Source organism: Mycoplasmopsis hyopharyngis (assembly GCF_045276885.1).
GTDB lineage: Bacteria > Bacillota_I > Bacilli_A > Mycoplasmatales > Metamycoplasmataceae > Mycoplasmopsis > Mycoplasmopsis hyopharyngis.
The window spans coordinates 460,202-477,730 of the sequence record NZ_CP174164.1; the positions used below are offsets into that span (position 1 = coordinate 460,202).

16 protein-coding genes are annotated in these 17,529 nt (G+C 26.9%); 11 read left to right on the plus strand and 5 right to left on the minus strand.

Features of this window, described 5'->3' with window-relative positions:
- Positions 1-11: 11 nt before the first annotated feature.
- Positions 12-161: a hypothetical protein gene (locus ACJA25_RS01940; protein WP_406614841.1), complete on the minus strand. Its 150-nt coding sequence runs from the start codon at positions 159-161 to the stop codon at positions 12-14.
- Between the two features lie 163 nt (positions 162-324).
- Complete coding sequence (locus ACJA25_RS01945) at positions 325-702, minus strand: Eco47II family restriction endonuclease (RefSeq protein WP_406616185.1); 378 nt, start codon at positions 700-702, stop codon at positions 325-327.
- A 60-nt stretch (positions 703-762) separates the two neighbouring features.
- Here ACJA25_RS01945 and ACJA25_RS01950 point away from each other — a divergent pair, with 60 nt between their 5' ends.
- From ACJA25_RS01950 to ACJA25_RS01960, 3 genes are all read left to right on the plus strand, one after another.
- The gene (locus ACJA25_RS01950) at positions 763-1,413 is read left to right on the plus strand and encodes an MAGa4850 family ICE element protein (RefSeq protein WP_406614844.1); all 651 of its coding nucleotides are present in this window, start codon (positions 763-765) and stop codon (positions 1,411-1,413) included.
- Between the two features lie 74 nt (positions 1,414-1,487).
- Positions 1,488-2,708, plus strand: a complete 1,221-nt coding sequence (locus tag ACJA25_RS01955) for an HAD family acid phosphatase (protein ID WP_406614846.1) — start codon at positions 1,488-1,490, stop codon at positions 2,706-2,708.
- A 61-nt stretch (positions 2,709-2,769) separates the two neighbouring features.
- Positions 2,770-4,092: an aminopeptidase C gene (locus tag ACJA25_RS01960; protein WP_406614847.1), complete on the plus strand. Its 1,323-nt coding sequence runs from the start codon at positions 2,770-2,772 to the stop codon at positions 4,090-4,092.
- Positions 4,093-4,239: 147 nt separating this feature from the next.
- On the opposite strand, the gene gyrB is transcribed toward ACJA25_RS01960, so the two are convergent.
- The 3 genes from gyrB to ACJA25_RS01975 form a co-directional block, all read right to left on the minus strand.
- Positions 4,240-6,186 (minus strand): DNA topoisomerase (ATP-hydrolyzing) subunit B, encoded by a 1,947-nt coding sequence (gene gyrB / locus ACJA25_RS01965; protein ID WP_406614849.1) that lies wholly within the window; start codon positions 6,184-6,186, stop codon positions 4,240-4,242.
- Between the two features lie 247 nt (positions 6,187-6,433).
- Positions 6,434-6,835, minus strand: a complete 402-nt coding sequence (locus ACJA25_RS01970) for a hypothetical protein (RefSeq protein ID WP_406614851.1) — start codon at positions 6,833-6,835, stop codon at positions 6,434-6,436.
- A 17-nt stretch (positions 6,836-6,852) separates the two neighbouring features.
- Positions 6,853-7,305: a hypothetical protein gene (locus ACJA25_RS01975; RefSeq protein WP_406614853.1), complete on the minus strand. Its 453-nt coding sequence runs from the start codon at positions 7,303-7,305 to the stop codon at positions 6,853-6,855.
- A gap of 213 nt (positions 7,306-7,518) precedes the next feature.
- Between ACJA25_RS01975 and ACJA25_RS01980 the strand changes: the two genes are divergently transcribed.
- The 8 genes from ACJA25_RS01980 to ACJA25_RS02015 all read left to right on the plus strand — a co-directional run bounded on the left by ACJA25_RS01980 (position 7,519) and on the right by ACJA25_RS02015 (position 17,484).
- On the plus strand, positions 7,519-9,615 hold the full coding sequence (locus ACJA25_RS01980; protein WP_406614855.1) for a P68 family surface lipoprotein: 2,097 nt from the start codon (positions 7,519-7,521) through the stop codon (positions 9,613-9,615).
- Positions 9,616-9,750: 135 nt separating this feature from the next.
- The gene (locus ACJA25_RS01985; RefSeq protein ID WP_406614857.1) at positions 9,751-10,749 is read left to right on the plus strand and encodes a thermonuclease family protein; all 999 of its coding nucleotides are present in this window, start codon (positions 9,751-9,753) and stop codon (positions 10,747-10,749) included.
- A gap of 19 nt (positions 10,750-10,768) precedes the next feature.
- Entirely contained in the window at positions 10,769-12,871 is a 2,103-nt protein-coding gene (locus tag ACJA25_RS01990) for an ATP-binding cassette domain-containing protein (protein WP_406614859.1), read from the plus strand.
- A complete protein-coding gene (locus ACJA25_RS01995) occupies positions 12,858-13,973 on the plus strand; it encodes a carbohydrate ABC transporter permease (protein WP_406614861.1) in 1,116 nt (371 codons plus the stop codon). The genes ACJA25_RS01990 and ACJA25_RS01995 overlap by 14 nt, the downstream gene beginning before the upstream one ends.
- Positions 13,882-14,916, plus strand: coding sequence for a carbohydrate ABC transporter permease (locus ACJA25_RS02000; protein ID WP_406614863.1), 1,035 nt, complete (start codon positions 13,882-13,884; stop codon positions 14,914-14,916). Before ACJA25_RS01995 ends, ACJA25_RS02000 begins: the two co-directional genes overlap by 92 nt.
- A gap of 2 nt (positions 14,917-14,918) precedes the next feature.
- Positions 14,919-15,197, plus strand: a complete 279-nt coding sequence (locus ACJA25_RS02005) for a hypothetical protein (protein ID WP_406614865.1) — start codon at positions 14,919-14,921, stop codon at positions 15,195-15,197.
- 25 nt (positions 15,198-15,222) lie between these two features.
- The gene (locus ACJA25_RS02010; protein WP_406614867.1) at positions 15,223-16,782 is read left to right on the plus strand and encodes a hypothetical protein; all 1,560 of its coding nucleotides are present in this window, start codon (positions 15,223-15,225) and stop codon (positions 16,780-16,782) included.
- 123 nt (positions 16,783-16,905) lie between these two features.
- The gene (locus ACJA25_RS02015) at positions 16,906-17,484 is read left to right on the plus strand and encodes a variable surface lipoprotein (protein ID WP_406614869.1); all 579 of its coding nucleotides are present in this window, start codon (positions 16,906-16,908) and stop codon (positions 17,482-17,484) included.
- Positions 17,485-17,529: the final 45 nt, after the last annotated feature.

Consider the following 17,529-nt stretch of genomic DNA (forward strand, 5'->3'; position numbering starts at 1 on the left):
AAAAATTAAAACTAAAATAAATCGGAGGCTAAATCGTAAAGATTTTGTGAATATTCGATAGTGTTAAAAGGAAGATCTGAAACACGATCTTCATTGTTTATTGACAATATAAATTTTGTTTTTCTATCAAATAATTTTGAACACAAAAAATCTTTTTCCATAATGGAAAATATTATATATATTAAAGAAAAAAACTAGCATAAGTTTTTTAAAATTTAATTAAATTTTTGCTTATTAAAATTAGGTTATTTTTAGACAAAATTTAGGTATAAAAAATCACCAAAATCAACTATTTTTTTGTTTTAAATGTCGAATTGGTGAAATTTATAGATCAAATCCTTCATAGGTTTTAAATGCAATTTTATATAAAGCTAATAAGATATTTTGGTCAATAGATTTGAGTTCTTGAAAAACAGAGTCTTGTTCAATATGTAAAAGTTTATTTCTAGAAATAATTTTAGAAATAGTTATTGGTAATTGCTCACATAGTTTTTTAAATGCATATTTATCATTAGTCACTATTTCATAAAATTTATCAATTGAAATTCTTCTTAATAACTCATTTTTTATTTGTTTTTCACTATCTATCGAAATTACTCAAGGAAGATTTTGTGACCGTTTAGCTATAACTTCCACAAGAGCAAAAATACTCTTTTTACTTTGTTTTATTTCTATTGGAACCGTAAAAAATTGGTTTGTTAAGCAAGCACGCTAACGAAAAAGTTAGTGTGCTTTTTTTACTCTCAAAACGAAAGGAGTTTTATGGGTGTTTTAAGTCAAAGATATTTAGATAGACAATTTTCATTAAATGGTTTTGGAAATGAAAGCTATTCAAGATTAGAAAAACAAAATGAAAATTTTGATTTGAAATATTCAGAAAAGAAAAACGACAAAATAAATTTTTCTTTTAGAAGAAAACTTTATAAGTCAAAGTTTTACATCAGTGATAGTTATTTTCAATTGCTGAAAACAAATAAAGTTTTTGTCGAAATATTTATAGCAATAGTTGTTTTATTTAATGAAGCTAAAAAAAGAAAACATAAAAAAAATATGTTTTTTGGAATTAGTAAAAAAACTCTTGAACAAAAATGTGGTTTCAAGAAAACAAGTATTAAAAATGCTATTAAAAAATTTTTAGAAATAGGAATTATTGATAAAGATTTTTGAACAAATTTTAAGTTAATCAAACCATCAAGAAAATACTTAAAAAATGATGGTGAAAAATTCATAAAAATAGAGAGTGAAAATGCTTGAAAAATATTTTTACTTTTTGGTTTAAAAACTTTAAAAACTTATCAACTGCTTAAATGAAAATCTAGAATGATTTTTGATAAAAAATTCAATTCATTTTCAGGAAGAAGAAAAGTGATTTTACAAAATAAAAAAATGATGAATGTGAGTTCTATTAAATAAGATATATAAAAATAATTTTAATATAATTTATTATTATATTTCATTCAAATAAGGAAAGGTTATATTGTAAATATATGAAACTAAACAAAAAAATGCTTGTTGGACTTTCAATTGCTCCATTAGTTGTAATTCCAACTGCTTTATCTGCATCTTGTAATCAAACAGATTACGATAAGCTTATTGAAAAATTTTCTGAGCTATATCCAAAGTTAACTAATAGTGAAAAAGAAAACTTTATTACTAGAATTGATAGAAATAAAGTTTTAACACAACAAGATAGAGTAAGCATTATTCACACATTAAATAAAAACGCTGGTAAGATAGGTTCTGTTGTTTGATTTGTTAAATCTGCTGAAGCAAAAGTAGCACAAATGCAAAGTTATTCATTAGCAAGAGTTGCTTTTGATAATATTACAAAAAATAGTGAAAACAAATTAGAACTTACAAAAGTTGATAAAGATTCTGGCAAGGTTTCCAACCCAGAAGATGACAAATTTATTCCGGTTGTTTTTATGGATATTGATGAAACTGTTTTTGCTAATGAATATTCAGAAGCAGTAGCAATGAGAGATGGTTTTAGTCCTTCATTTAAAGAAAAATATGATATCCAAGGTAAAAGAAAAGCTATCCCAGGTGCTATTGAATTTATCAATCACGTTTTTGAAAAAGGTGGATTAGTATTTTTTAACTCAAACATGAATCAAAAAGAAGAAGTTATTAAAGGACTAAAAACCAATTTAGAAAAAGCAGGTGTTAAAAAACAATACATTAAAGATTGAATGTTTTGATTAAAACAAGTTAATCCTATTGGTACTAAAGAAGGCGAATTCCAAGAAGCTCCTTGAATGCAAAGAATTACTGATGAAAACGAAGCGGTTACTACTTCTAAAAATGTAAGAATGAACGCTGTAAGTGATAATACTAAGGGATGAGATTTTTCAAAAAGTGATTCACAATCAGGAAATGCTGTTAAATTAAGAGTAATTATGAAAATTGGCGACGATTTTAATGACTTTTTCGATCAAGCATATAAAGACATCAAACCAGAAGAAAGAACAGCATATATTGACAAATTTAAAGATCTTTTAACCAAAGTTGAAGGAACTAAAGGTAAAAAAGTTGTTATTAAAGACAAAAAAGTTGAAATGACTGACTTAGATTGACAACAATTTTATGTTCAAACACCAGGAAATGCAATGTATGGTGGATGAGAAAAGAAATATAACTATGGAAGTTATAGAGATCTTTGAAAAATAATTGAAGAAATTATTAAAGATCCAAAAGATTTACAATAATCAATTTAAAAGTGTATAACTTGTGGCAACGCAAGTTATCATTTTTAACCCAGGAGGAAAAATGAACAATATTGATAAAAATTTATTAGAAAGTTTTTATAAAAAATATACAAAAGATAAAGCTAATTTAGTGATTGAAAACGCAATTGCTAAAGTTGGGCCAAAAGAAGCATCGTTTAATAATGAAGTTTTAAGAAAGCATAGCTTTCAATTCTCAGTTGAAACTAAAAAATCATCAATTACTAATCAAAAGAAATCGGGTAGATGTTGAATTTTTGCAACCTTTAACGTAATGAAAACTAAAATTTTAGAAAAATTAAATGTTGAAGACTTTGAATTTTCACAAAACTTTATTCATTTTTATGACAAATTAGAAAAGGCAAATAGTTTATTTACAATCATTATTGAAAATCCTAATTTAACTGTTGATTCTAGATTATTTACCACAATGTTTAAAGATCCAGTTTCTGATGGTGGGTATTGAGGTTTTGTTCCAAACTTAATTGCTAAATACGGAATTTGTCCTAAATCTGCTATGCCTGAAACTTATAGTTCAAGTAATACAATGCAAATGAATGAAATATTACATTACATAACAATGAATACAATTGTTGATATTCAAGTAGCACAAAAAGAAAGTTTGAACATTGAACAAATCTTAAAAATAAAAGAAGAAGGTTTATATAACATTTTTCAAACTTTAGTTAAATCTTTAGGATTGCCTCCAAAGAAATTTACATTTGAATATCGTGATAAAGACAAAAACTTTAAAAAAATTGAAAACATTAGCCCTTTAGAATTTTTAAATGAATATGCAGATAATGAATATTTAGATCTTATCGATTTAGTTGACGATCCTAGAAAAGAACATTCTAAAAATTCAACTATTCATTATAAATATTGAAAATCAGTTAATGAAGCACCATTAGTTAAAAACATTAATGTAGATTTAGAAGTTATGAAAGCTGCAACTATTGCTTCTTTAAAAGATAACAAACCTGTTTGATTTGGTTGTGACGTAGGTGCTTATTCAGATAATAAAACTGGTATTTTCGATACTGAATTATTTAATTACGAACAAACCTTTAATTTTAAAAATAAATTAACAAAAGAACAAAGAGTTAAATACTTTGTTTCTCCAGTAAGTCATGCTATGACTTTTGTTGGAGTTAATTTAGATAAAAATGGTAAACCGATTTCATGAGAAGTAGAAAATTCATGAGGAGATGAAGTTGGTAAAAAAGGTTATTACTCAATGAGCGACAAATGGTTTGATGAATATAATTTCGAAGTTGTAGTTAACAAAAAATATGTTGATCAAGCTATTTTAGAACAGGCTGAAAAGAACATCATTGAATTAGAACCTTGAGACCCAATGGTTTAATTACTAAACGTTTTAAAATTTCATATTAGCCTATAAACAAGGAAAATATGAAATTTTTTATTAACCCTTAATAAGGGCTAAAGCTTGAAACAAATAATGAAAAAACACCAAGGATTTTCTTGGTGTTTTCGAATAAATTGTTAAATATTAAAAGTCAATATTTTTAACATATTTAGCATTATTTTCAATGAATTCTCTTCTTGGTAATACTTCATCACCCATCAATGTTGTAAAGGCTCAATCAGCTCTAGCGGCATCTTCAATTTGAACTTGGAACATTTTTCTGTTCTTTGGATCCATAGTAGTTTCTCAAAGTTGTTCGGGGTCCATTTCTCCAAGACCTTTATAACGTTGAATATTAATTTTAGAATTAGAATTTAGTTTTTTCATTATCTCATCTTTTTGTTCATCGTTATATGCGTATTCAACAGTTTTATTTTGTCAAATTTTATATAAAGGAGGTTGAGCAATATAAACAAAACCATATTCAATTAATTCTCTGAAATAACGATAGAAGAAAGTTAATAATAAGGTTCTAATATGAGCGCCATCGACATCGGCATCGGTCATTATGATAATTTTGTGATATCTTAATTTGTTAATATTAAATTCTTCACCAATACCAGTACCTAAAGCAGTAATCATTGATAAGATTTCAGCATTAGCAAAAAGTTTTTTAGCTTGGTTCTTTTCTGCATTAATTACCTTACCTCTTAAAGGTAAAATTGCTTGAGTATTACGGTCTCTACCCATTTTTGCTGATCCACCAGCGGAATTACCTTCGACAATGTATAGTTCTGAAATTTCAGCATTTTTTGAAGAACAATCAGCTAATTTACCAGGTAATGATCCACCTTCAAAAACAGTTTTTCTTCTTGTTGCTTCTCTAGCAGCAATTCCAGCTAAACGAGATTTTTTAGCTAATAAAGTTTTTTCAACAATAATCTTTGCTACATCTGGGTTTTCATTTAAAAATCTTTCTAAACGTTCAGATAGAACTTTATTAACAGCTGCTCTAGCATCTTTATTACCTAACTTACCTTTAGTTTGACCTTCAAAAATAGGTTCAGCATGTTTAATAGATAAAATAGCAGTAATACCTTCTTTGATGTCATCTCTAGTTAATTTTTCTTCGTTAGTAGCATCTGGTTTTAAAAATCCATTTGAAGTAGCGTAATTGTTTATTAATCTAACTAATGAATCATAAAAACCTTGTTCGTGTGTTCCACCTTCAACGGTAACAATATTATTAGCATAAGAAACAACATTACCAATGTATTTTTCATTATATTGAATAGCAACTTCAACATGTACTGGTGGTTGATTTTGGAATGAATAATCTCCATCAGCATAAATAATTTCTTCATGAAGAATCTTTTGACCAGCGTTTAGTTCTTTAACATAGTCAACAATTCCACCTTCAAAGAAAAATTCTTCATATGAATTATCTCTTTTATCTGAAACAACAACAGTTAAAGCTTTATTTAAATAAGCAATTTGCTTAGCATGGTCTAAAATAGCTTCTTTATCAAATTTATTTTTATCCATGATTGTAAAATCTGGATGGAATTTAATTCTAGTACCTGTATCTTCTAAATCAACTTGATCAATTACTGTTAAATGTTTAATAATTTTTCCACCATTAGCAAATTGTGCATAGTGTAATTTACCATTTCTTTTTACTCAAACTTCAAAAGAATCTGATAATGCATTAACTACAGATGCACCAACCCCGTGTAAACCACCAGAAACTTTATAAGAAGATTGATCAAATTTTCCTCCAGCATGTAAAACAGTTAAAACAGTTTCAACAGTTGAAAGTTTAGTTTTAGGGTGAATATCAACAGGAATTCCCCGACCATTATCTGAAACTTCAATAGTTTCATCTTCACCAATTGTGATTTCTACTCTGTTCGCAAAACCAGCCATACATTCATCAACTGAGTTATCTACAATTTCTCAAATTAAATGGTGTAATCCTTTAATTCCAGTTGTACCAATATACATCCCTGGTCTTACTCTAACTGGTTCTAATCCTTCAATAACTTTGATATTACTTGCCGTATATTTTGCTTCATCTTTTTCTTTAGCCATATTGTTCCTTTCTTTACTTAATTACAAAATGAGTATAATATGTAATATTATACTACACATTATACTCATAGTAATTAGTAATTAAAAACCTTATAAAATTATTTGAAATTATTGATATTGAAATTCAAAAAAATATTTGGATAAAAAAAACATAATTACATTTTGAAAATATAACTATGTTTAACTTTTAGTTATTTAAAAATATATTTTTTTGTAATAGACTATAAAAAAGGAAAATACAAAAAAATTATTCTGCATCAAATTTAATTGAATTACAATCTTCAATGTTATAAACAATATTTTTATTCATTGTAAAAATTGTTAATGCTTTTCCAAATTTAATTAAATAATTTTTAACTTTTTTAATTTGTTCTTCTTGTTTTTCTTTTTCTAATTTATTCAATTTTTCTAGCTTAGTTATATAAACAAAAATTAAGATCATACATATTAAAGCATATGTAAATAAAACAAGGAAAGTAACTAAGAAAACAAGATATATTGTGTTGTTAACATTTCAAGTTGTATTTTTAAAAATCATATATTTTTTAACAATAAAAATTGCTAACAAAATAATGATTGACATCGACAAAAAAAGTGATCAAAAATAAGGTTTAACAATCTTGGTGTATTTTTCATAATTATTTTTCATCCAAAATATCTCCTTAATTATTCTTTAACTTTAAATCTCTCAACAAGAACTTTTTTTCAAAAACCTTCTTCATATTTTTCAGAAGCTTCAATTGTTTGGTTTGTTAAAATTTTTTCTTTTCAATTTTCGAATTTTTTCAATGAATTTTTAAAATTATTTATTCATTGAATATAAAAATCTTTTTGTCAAAAGTTAGAAATTTTATATTTCTTTGGTCCGTTATTTCAAATATGTGAAACAACTTTTTCAAAATATAAAAATTCATTTTTATAAATTTTTAATTCTGGATTTTTTGAATCATCAATTTTTTGCTCTTCTATATTTTTACTTTTTATAATTTCAACTATTTGTTCATATTCTAAAAATTTCTTTTTAGATTCACATGAACTTGAAATAAAAGGAATAGAAGTAGCAGAAACAATTAAAGATAGGGAATAAATTCCTAAATGTCTAGTTCTTATTTTCTTCATGTTTTTAATTTTACATAATAAAAATTGTGCAAATTTTTTTTATATTTTCATTAGAAAAAATGTGGAAAATATACACAAAGTTTTTCGTTGTTTTCTTTCTTATATATTAATATATATACTTTTTTTATCTAATTTACTATTAATATTTAGATAGTAAATATAGGAAATAATAGAAAATTAGAATATTTTTTGGAATTTAAAAATAGGAGCAAAATGAAAAAAAATAAATTACTTGTGACTAATTTAGCACTTGCAACTACTCTTGGTATTTCGGGTGTTGTAGCTGCTACTTCAGTTTCATGTGTAAGGGAAAAAGAAAAAATCATCTTTGGTGTTTCATTTTCTAGGGGTAAAGAACAATGAACAGCATTAGAAGATATTATTCAAAAATACAATAATTCACCAGAACATAAAGCTAAAAAAGGTTTTAAAGAAGTTGAATTAAAGAACATTGGTTCAGGATATGGGGCTGCTCACAAGAAAATTGTTGGTGATATTCAATCAAAAAATAGAGAATTAGCAAACATTACTGCTAACTATGGTGCTACTATTGCTGAATTAGTAGCAACAAGACGTTATATCAATTTAAAAGATGCTGATCCTGATGCTTCAAACTCACTTGATATATTCTCAGAACACTTTACCGGATCAAACTCTAAAGTTGCTGGTCTTAAAGAAGGTGGAGTTTACCTTTTACCATTTTTAAAATCTTCAGTTGTTCACGGAATTAACGGTCCTGTTTATAAACACATTTTCAAATCATTACAAGAAAAATCAGTACAAATCGATGAACAAATAAAGAAAATGTTTAATCTTGATAATGAACAATGAAAAACAGATGTGGAAGCAATTAAAAACACTAAAAATGGTGATAAATCTGAATTCTTAGGTGAAATTGATGAAAATAAGGTTAATGAATTATTTAAAGACAAAAAAGTTAATTACTCAATTTTTGAAAATGGTAAAGAATTTATTCAATTTTTAATCAATGTTAAAAAATCATTCAAAAATAGTTCAATGCCACTTTTAGGTATCGATGATATTTCAGGTTTTATTAACCCATTATTATTTGCTGCATTAGACGGTGATGAAAGCAAAATGAACGCTTCAATTAAAAAGAATGCTGCTGGTGAAATTACAATTTCATATGAAAATGCTGTAACTAATGAAAACCATGAAGCATACAAAAAATCGAAAGAAATTTTTGATTTAGTAAAAGAAGCTATTACAGCAAAAGCAATTAAAATCTTTGGTGATGGTTCTTATGCTTCAGCTGATGCTACTAACCATAAATTAGGTTCAAACTTAGGTTCTTCAGCCGGTTATTCACATAACTTTTTGCCTGGTGTTAATCTTTATAATATTGTTTTAAAAGATCAATCTTTAAAAGAAGAATTGAGAGAAATTTCTTCAAGTTCATTCAAGTTAACAAAAGTTGAAGGTGACAAGGTATTTTGATTTAATCAAGAAAATGAAACAAACACTAAGTTTCATAATAAAGTTTTAAAATCAACTGAAACTGGCGGCAAATATGATTTAGTTTTGGATGCTAAATTTGATAACAAGTATGAACAATTTAAAACAATCGCTAATAAAAATGATCATATTATGTTTATTAAAAAAGATAATAGTGAATTAATCGAATCATTGAAAAAAGCAACAAATGAAATTGAATTATTAGCAGAAGGAAGACAAAACGGCGTTGAATACAATGTTTATAGTTTTAAAACTAGTTTAAAAACTAATAGCACATCATTAAGTCACTACCAAGTAATTGCTAAAACATCTGATAAAACATTACAAGAATCTGAATTAGTTGCTATTAAACCATTTACTAAATGAGAATCAACAAACATAAAGAAAACTAACTTCCTTCAAGGTCCTAACATAATGGGGATTAGAAATAATGCTAATGAAGATAGAGCTACAAAACTATTCTTTAAATTCTTAACTTCAAACAAGAAATTGAAATTCACAGACCAAACAGGCACTTATGAAGAAACTCCTATGGAACATGTATTTAGAGTTGCTTCTTATGTGGTTCCTTACAAAGGATTTGAAACAGCTTCATTACCAACAAATGCTAAAGATAATAAATATTTAAATGTTTGTTTTGATTTATTTAAAGAAGCTGCTAAAGGTCAAATTACTTTATATGAAGAACCAGCTAGTGCTAATGCTGATAACTTTAGAAACTTAGTTAACTCACAGTACAAAGCACTTTACACAACCATTGATAGTGGAAAAGAAGGATTTGAATATAAAGATCTTGCTAATGAAATCAAATCAAATATCAAAAACTTTAAATAATTTTCTCCAAAATTAATTTAATAATAAAATAAAAAAGAAAAAGAAAATAAGCTTTAATTTCTAATTACTTATTTTTCTTTTTTATTGTTTATAAATAAAAATATTAATAAAATAAATATGAGGAAAGGAGAAAATATGAAAATTAAAACTAAAGTTTTAATCCCATCATTGTTAGCTGCTAGTTCATTAGCTATCATTCCAACTATTTCAAGTTCATGTAATGAATTTAAAAATGTAGTTGGTCCAATCAAAGCTAATTATGAATTAGACACAAGGATTAAGTTAGATACCGAAGATGAATTATTTAAAAAACGTGCATTTAAAGCAAAAGTTACTGATAATTCAGATGGTGATACTGTTACTGTTGAAGCATTAGAAGATCGAACAGAACAAAAAATTGAAAAAGGTAAAGAATACAAAATTAGATTATCGGGTATAGATACACCTGAAAAAGCTGTTGGTGGTGTAAAATCAGAAAAAAGAGAATATACATATGCTCTTATGTCATCGGATTTTTGTATTAAAACCTTATCAGTAGGAAAAGAAGTTATTGTTTTTGCTGATGAAAAAGATAGTTTTGGTAGAACTGTTGGAGATGTATTTTTTGATCCAACTGAAATCAAAAATGAAGAAATTGAAAATGCTGCTAAACCTAAAAAAGATCAATTAGAAAAATTAAAACAACAATTTGAAACAATTACTTCTGAAGAAGAAAAAGCAAATCTAAAAAAACAAATTCGTGAATTAGAAAAAGAAATTAGAGAATTAACCAAAAAAATTGGAATTTTTTATAAATCATATTGTGTAGAAATAGTTAAAGCAGGTTATTCATTACCTTTAACTTCTGATAGTAAAATTAATGCTACTATTAGTTCAAACTTCACAACTGAATACTACACTTATTACTTAATGTATCAAGCATTAAAATATGCTTTAGATACAAGAACAGGTTTTTTCAAGTATAAGATTAACAATTCTATTCGTAAAATAGAATCAATCTATAAGATAAAACCTATTGGTCAAGGTTACAAGTTCTTTATTGATGATATAACACCTGAAGAAAGAACTATTATTCCTATTACTGTTCCAGATGCTGAACATAAATTCTATAAGAACCCATTTAATAAAAATTAATTAAAAGAAAGTGAAATGTATGATTATATTCAAACGACTTGCAAATTTCATTAAGTCTAGGGTAACTAAATTTGATGAAAGAGATAAACAAGAATATGAACGTTTATTAAACAAAGTTAAAGAATCTAAGTCTGAAGAAGATAAAAATGTTCCTGCTATTGAATTAAGAAATGTTTTTATCGATTTTGGTGAAACTTTAGCAGTTGATGATGTTAGTTTTAAAATTCCAGAAGGAAAATTAGTAACTTTATTAGGACCTTCTGGTTCTGGTAAAACCACTACTTTAAATGCAATTTCAGGTTTATTAACAATCAGTAGTGGTAAGGTGCTATTCTATGATAAAGATGTTACCAATTTACCTCCACAATTACGTAAATTAGGTTTTGTTTTCCAAAACTATGCTCTTTACCCACATATGAGTGTTTATGCTAATATTGCTTTCCCATTGAAAAATGATATGGATTGACAAAACTCAGTAATTACTAAACGTTTAATTGCTCAAACTCAAGTAAATAATATTTACTTAAAGAAACTTGGCGCTTCTGAAGAAGAAATGCAAGAATATTTAAATTCAGTTCAACATACTCGTGGTATTTTAGATGAAATTGAAAAAGAATATTCACAAGAAGTTGCTAAAATTCGTGGTCAATTTGTAAAAGCACAAAATGCTTACAAATTAGCTAAAAACCGTTATGAATCAGACTTAAGTATGCTTGCTAAAAACACTCTTAAGTTCTTAACTAACTTAAAAAAGGATTCATTAGAAGCAAAACAAAATTTAACAATTGAATTTAACATTGCTAAAAGTAACAATGCTTTACCTAAAGAATTTCCTGAATGTACAATTTTAAAAGAAATTGAAGAATCAGGATTATTAAAATACTCAAATCCTACTGGGGAAAACAAGTATGAAAAAGCATTAGAATACAAGGCAAAATTTGAATCTTTAATCGCTAAAATTGCTGAAGAAAACAAACAAAAATACAACTTAGAAGATGCTTTAAAATTAGTTAAATACGAAAACAAAATCATTAGAAACTTAATGATGTGTAAATACTTAACTAAAACAGTAGAAATCAATAAAACCAATATTGAAAAAATTGCTGAACTTAAACAAGAATTCATTGATGCAAAAGCAAGCTTAAAAGGTTTGAAAATGAATTCAAACATCAAGAGAATTTCAAGAAACTTAAAAGTAATTCCTCTTATGTTAAGACAAAAACATCATCAATTAGCTACTGAATTAAACAAGAAATACAACTTTATTAAAGTAGTTGCTTCTGATATGAAAAACCAAGACTTTGCTTTAAGCAAAGAAGAAAGAGAACAAATTGCTAAATTCTCTGAAAATATTTTAAGTATCAAAAAAGCAATTCACAAAGAAGTTCTTGAAGTTGCTAAAAGAGTTGAAATTCTTCCTATTTTACAAAAAAAACCTACTAGACTTTCTGGTGGACAACAACAACGGGTATCTATCGCTAGAGCGATTGTTAAAAAACCTAAGATCTTGTTAATGGACGAACCTCTTTCAAACCTTGATGCAAAATTACGTATCAACACCCGTCAATGAATTCGTGAAATTCAACAAAGTTTAGGTATTACTACCGTATTTGTTACCCACGATCAAGAAGAAGCTATGTCAATTAGTGATATCGTTATCTGTATGTCAACTTCTAAAGTTCAACAAATGGGTTCACCATTAGAACTATACAACAAACCAGTTAATGAATTTGTTGCTAGATTCCTAGGTATGCCTGAAATGGGATTATTATCTTCAGAATACAAAAATGGTGTTTTAACCGTTAAAGACCAAGAAGTTAAAGGAGTTAAAATTCCTAACGTTGAAGATATCGAACTTAAAGTTGGGGTTAGAGCTGAAGACTTCATTTTATCAAAAACCAAAGCAGGAGCAATGTTCGAAGGGAAAGTTCATGCAGTGGAAAACTTTGGTAAAGAATCTAAATTAATTGTTTATTTAGGTGAAGATAAACTTAACTTCTTATTAAATAATAGATATGATTACAAACCAGGTGATTCTATATTCTTTAGTGTACCTGTTGATAGATTACATATATTTAATGCTATAACTCAAGAAAGAATTGAATACAATGTTCAAAAATAGTTTTTGAAACAATTTAGCAAATAAATGCAAGTTCTTATTTAATTGATCATTAAAAAAACAAGCAAATAAGAAAAATGCGATTTCAGGTTCAGTAATAGAAAAAAGAACTCAAGCTTGAATTCCTCTATTACTTATCTTGCCTGCAGCATTAGTACTTGGATTTTTTACTATTTTGCCATTTTTCTTTAATTTATATGAATCTATAACTACTTCTGTTTCTCAAGAACAAATCGAAGCAGGGATTAGACCTAATTTTACTTTCGATAATATTTCTGCCCTTTTCCAAGATAAATATTTTGCAGTTGGGGTTAGAAACTCATTTATCTATGGTTTATTAATTCTTCCTATTTCAATGATAATTTCAATCTTGATTTCATCATTGGTAGCAAGTTTAATTAGAAAAACTGCTAAAGGTTTTTGACAAACAATCTTTTTCTTACCGTATGTTACTAATGCTGTTGCGGTTTCGTTAGCATTCGTACAGATGTTTGAACCTACTGGACCATTTAACAAAATCTTTGGTTTAAATACTGGATGATTAAAACCTAGTGAATTAAAAGAATGAGGAATGAATTCAATCTTCGTTTTAATCATTAACGGGGTTTGACATGGTTTAGCATTTAACGTTTTATTATTTACTACTGCTATGCTTTCAGTAGATAAAAACTTATACCGTTCTGCTTCTATTGATGGACTTCCAGGTTGAAAACAATTTTTCACCATTACTTTACCATCAATTAAAAGAACAACTACTTTCTTAGTTACAATGGGTATCATTAACGGAATCAAAGTATTCCCATTAGCACTTTTTGAAAACAATGTTGAAAACGCACGTAATGCTGGGGCTTCAACTATTATCTTATACATTTACCACTTTGTTCAATCTAACAATTACAAAATGGCTGGTGCTGCATCTATTGGACTATTTATCATTGGGGTATCATATTCAACAATAATCCGTGGTGGATTTGGTGCCATTGCTTTAGCGTCATTTAACAAAGGAGAATCTGATGTTTGAAATAAAATTAAAAACTCGAACGAAATTCGCGAATTTGAAGCTCAGAAAAAAAAGAGACTTAGTTACTCAACAAGTTCAAGATAGTTCTTTATTTAACTTAATTTTTAAATCATTTTTAAAGATTGTGACGCTATCATTTTTCGGATTAATTATTTTAATACCTTTTGCTTACATGCTTTTACTTTCAATCATGGGGAATAACCAAGCTCAATTATTACAAAACGGGCAAGCAAGTATTATTCCACAAGAATGAAACTTAGGAACCAACCTTAAATCAGCATCTGAAGGTAATGGTGGGGGCTTTTGACCATGACAAGCTCAATGACAAAAAGGTTATCTATTTTCATTCCTATTAACCTTTTCTAACGTTTTACTTTCAATCGTATTAAAGATTTTTATCACTATGCTTTTAGGTTATGCATTTAGCTTAAAAACTTGAAGAGGTAAAAACTTTGTATGATTTATTCTAATGGCTTTATTAGTTTTACCTGAAGTTGCTTTATTATCAGGTCAATACTGAGTAACTGTTAGGGTTAAAAACTTTTCGAAGGATTTACCAGGAGCTAATACAGCTTTTGCTGAATTCTTCTTACACTTATTTTTAATTGCTATACCTTTTGTTGCTTCTGTATTTAATGCTTTAATGTTCAAAAATGCTTTTGAATCAATTCCTACAAGAATTAAAGAAGTAGCAATGATTGATGGTGCTATTGGACTTAAATACTTATTTAAAATTGCGGTTCCAATGGTAGCACCTACTACATTAACAATTATTATTCTAACTACGTTAGCCTCATGAAACTCATATTTATGACCTAACTTAGTTGCTGGAACCGATTATAGAGTTATGTCTGTTTGACTATTTGGTGTTGGTAAAGATACTACAACCGCTGATGAACGGGTATGAAACAACATTAAAATGGCTGGGGCTCTTTTGGTTATCTTACCAATGTTCATCTTCTACTTTGTATTTAGAAAAAGAATTATGGGTGCAATTTCACGTCAAGGAAGCACAATTAAAGGATAATTATGGAAAAAGCAAACTTAAAACCAAAAACTATCTTATGAACCATTGCAGCTTCAATCGCTTTAATAGTTATTATCTTATGCTCAGTAATTATTGCTAAAACTTCAAGCATTGAAGTTATGGAAAAAAGCGTTAGATTAGACTTTGCTTTTGTTGAACTTTACCGTTCATATAAAGCATATGCAATTGGAATCTTAGCTTTTGCAATTGTGGTCTTTTTAATGGGTGCTTATATCGCTTATGCTGGATTTAAATCATGAAATTACAACGCTACATTGTAGCTTAAAAAAATTAAACGAGGTAAATATGAAAAACAAAAAATTAGTTCTTATTTCACTAACTCCTATTTTAGCTACAATTCCTTTCGCAATTTCAGCATCATGTATTAATCCATTTAAAAACCAAGACGAAATTATTTATTCTAAAAAATTTATTACCCAAAATTCAATTACTAACAAACAAACTTTAAACATTTATCAAGATGATAAATTTAAAGCAGCAACCGAAGATGAAAAAGCTGCTTTACAAAAATTTAGTCAAGAAATTAAAACTATTAAATATTTAAGATATGAAGAATTTTTATTTAACATTGAACTTTATGGCTTTGATGCTTTAAACTCAGTTAAAAACGTTAAATCAGAATACATTTTTCAAGTTTTAAAATACTATTTTAATGACACTCCATTTATTCACGAAATCTTAAACAAAAATAGTAAATTTGTATTTCAAAATTCAAGCAACGAAAACAAATTCCAAAGCTATTCATCTTTAACTTACACTGATAAAGATAACAAAAACACTGTTGGTTTAGGAATTCCTGTTGTTCTTTGAAAACACCTAGTAAAAGGTCTTGAATTTAAAACCTCTTCAAATGAAGAAATAATTCAAAATTACAACACTATTTTAAAAAGATTTTTAGAATTAAACCTTAAAATTGCTTTACACGACGAAGGTTACAACAACAAAACCAAATCAATTAACCAATCACTTTCACAAGTTTTTGGTCCAGCAAACTACATTTTGCCAGTTTATTCTAAAAAAGTTTCTTCATTAGATCAAGACTACACCAGTACTGAATCACTTCTTTACGCAATGTTTGATTCTAAAACATTAAGCAAAATGCCTAAAGATGTTTATTTAGAATTTCTTAAAGATCCTTTAGCTTTTTATCAAAAAAATGAAGCTTTAGTTTCTTCCGCTTACAAAAGCGATACAAGTGAATATAATGGTAAACCAGCATTAGACAAATTCAAAGAATTAGTTCAAAATCAAGGTGTTGGTCAAGAAAGCATTGCTTCTTTAATGGCAAAAGTGCTTTATTCAGTTAAACTATCAGGTGTAAGAACTGTTAAATTAACTGACAATAACTTCTTGTTACAAATTAAAAACAATCAAGGTGAATGAATTAACTTTACACCTTTTGCTGATTATCAAAAATTAACCATTATTAAAAAATCAAATCCTGAATTCAAAAACGTTTCAACTTTAGAACAATACTTTGAAAAATTAGTTCACATTCCTTTTACTCCTAAAATTGAAACTGAATATAAAGATAAAATTATTCCATTTTACGAAAAATGAGATGAAGCTAAAAAAGCTTTTGAAGATTTAAAAGCGGATGCTAAATATCAAAAATACACAAAATTAATTGATAAAATGATTATTGATTTTGAAAAAGTTAAAGAACAAATCAAAGATATTAAAGATAAAGAAAAACTTACAACTCCTGTTATCTTTGAATTTGTTCAAACTCTAAATAAAAAACAAATTATAGAAGATTTTGTTTCTCATAACTCATCAATTGAAACAAGCAAAGAATACCAAGAAAACGACAAAGATCAAAGTTTATTAATCAAGTTTGAATAACTCGAAATCACACCGAAAAGGTGTGATTTTTTGTTCCAATTTTGATGCAAAATCAATGATATTTTAAAGAATATGATAAAATTAATAACGTATATTAAACGAACATTAGGAAGGTCGAAAAATATGAAATTAAACAAAAAGTTATTAGGATTTGCAGCAATTTCTTTACCATTTGCATTTGCTCCTATTGCTTTATCAGCATCATGTAATAAAGAAGATAAATTAGAACTTACAATAGCAGAAGAAAAAAGTGATTTAGAATTAGAACAAGGTATTGAAAAATTTCATCAACAAGATGATTTAAAATTAACAAATATATCTAAAGCAAAATTAACAGTATTATCAAAAGACGTATTAAACAAAATTGCTAAAGAAGAAAAAAATGGTAAAACATATTACTCAATGGCTTATTCTTTTAAAACAGGAAAATTCCATGGTATAAAAGATGGTGAACCAACAAAAGCTAATTTTGAAGGTGAAGAATTATTTGCTATTGAAGGACTTGATACAACAGTAACAGCTTGTGCACCAACAAAAAATCCTATTTACAAAAGAAAATCAGATAATAAAGCAATGATTACTGCGTTTATTAATTGTCAAGTTGAAGGAAAAACAATTACCTTTAAATTTAGACTACATAATTACAGTGCTAACAAAGCAATTTCTTCACAAGTTTACCAAGCAAAAATCACTTTAAAATAAGATTTCATTAAAACTCCTTTCAAGGGAGTTTTTTTGATTATCTAA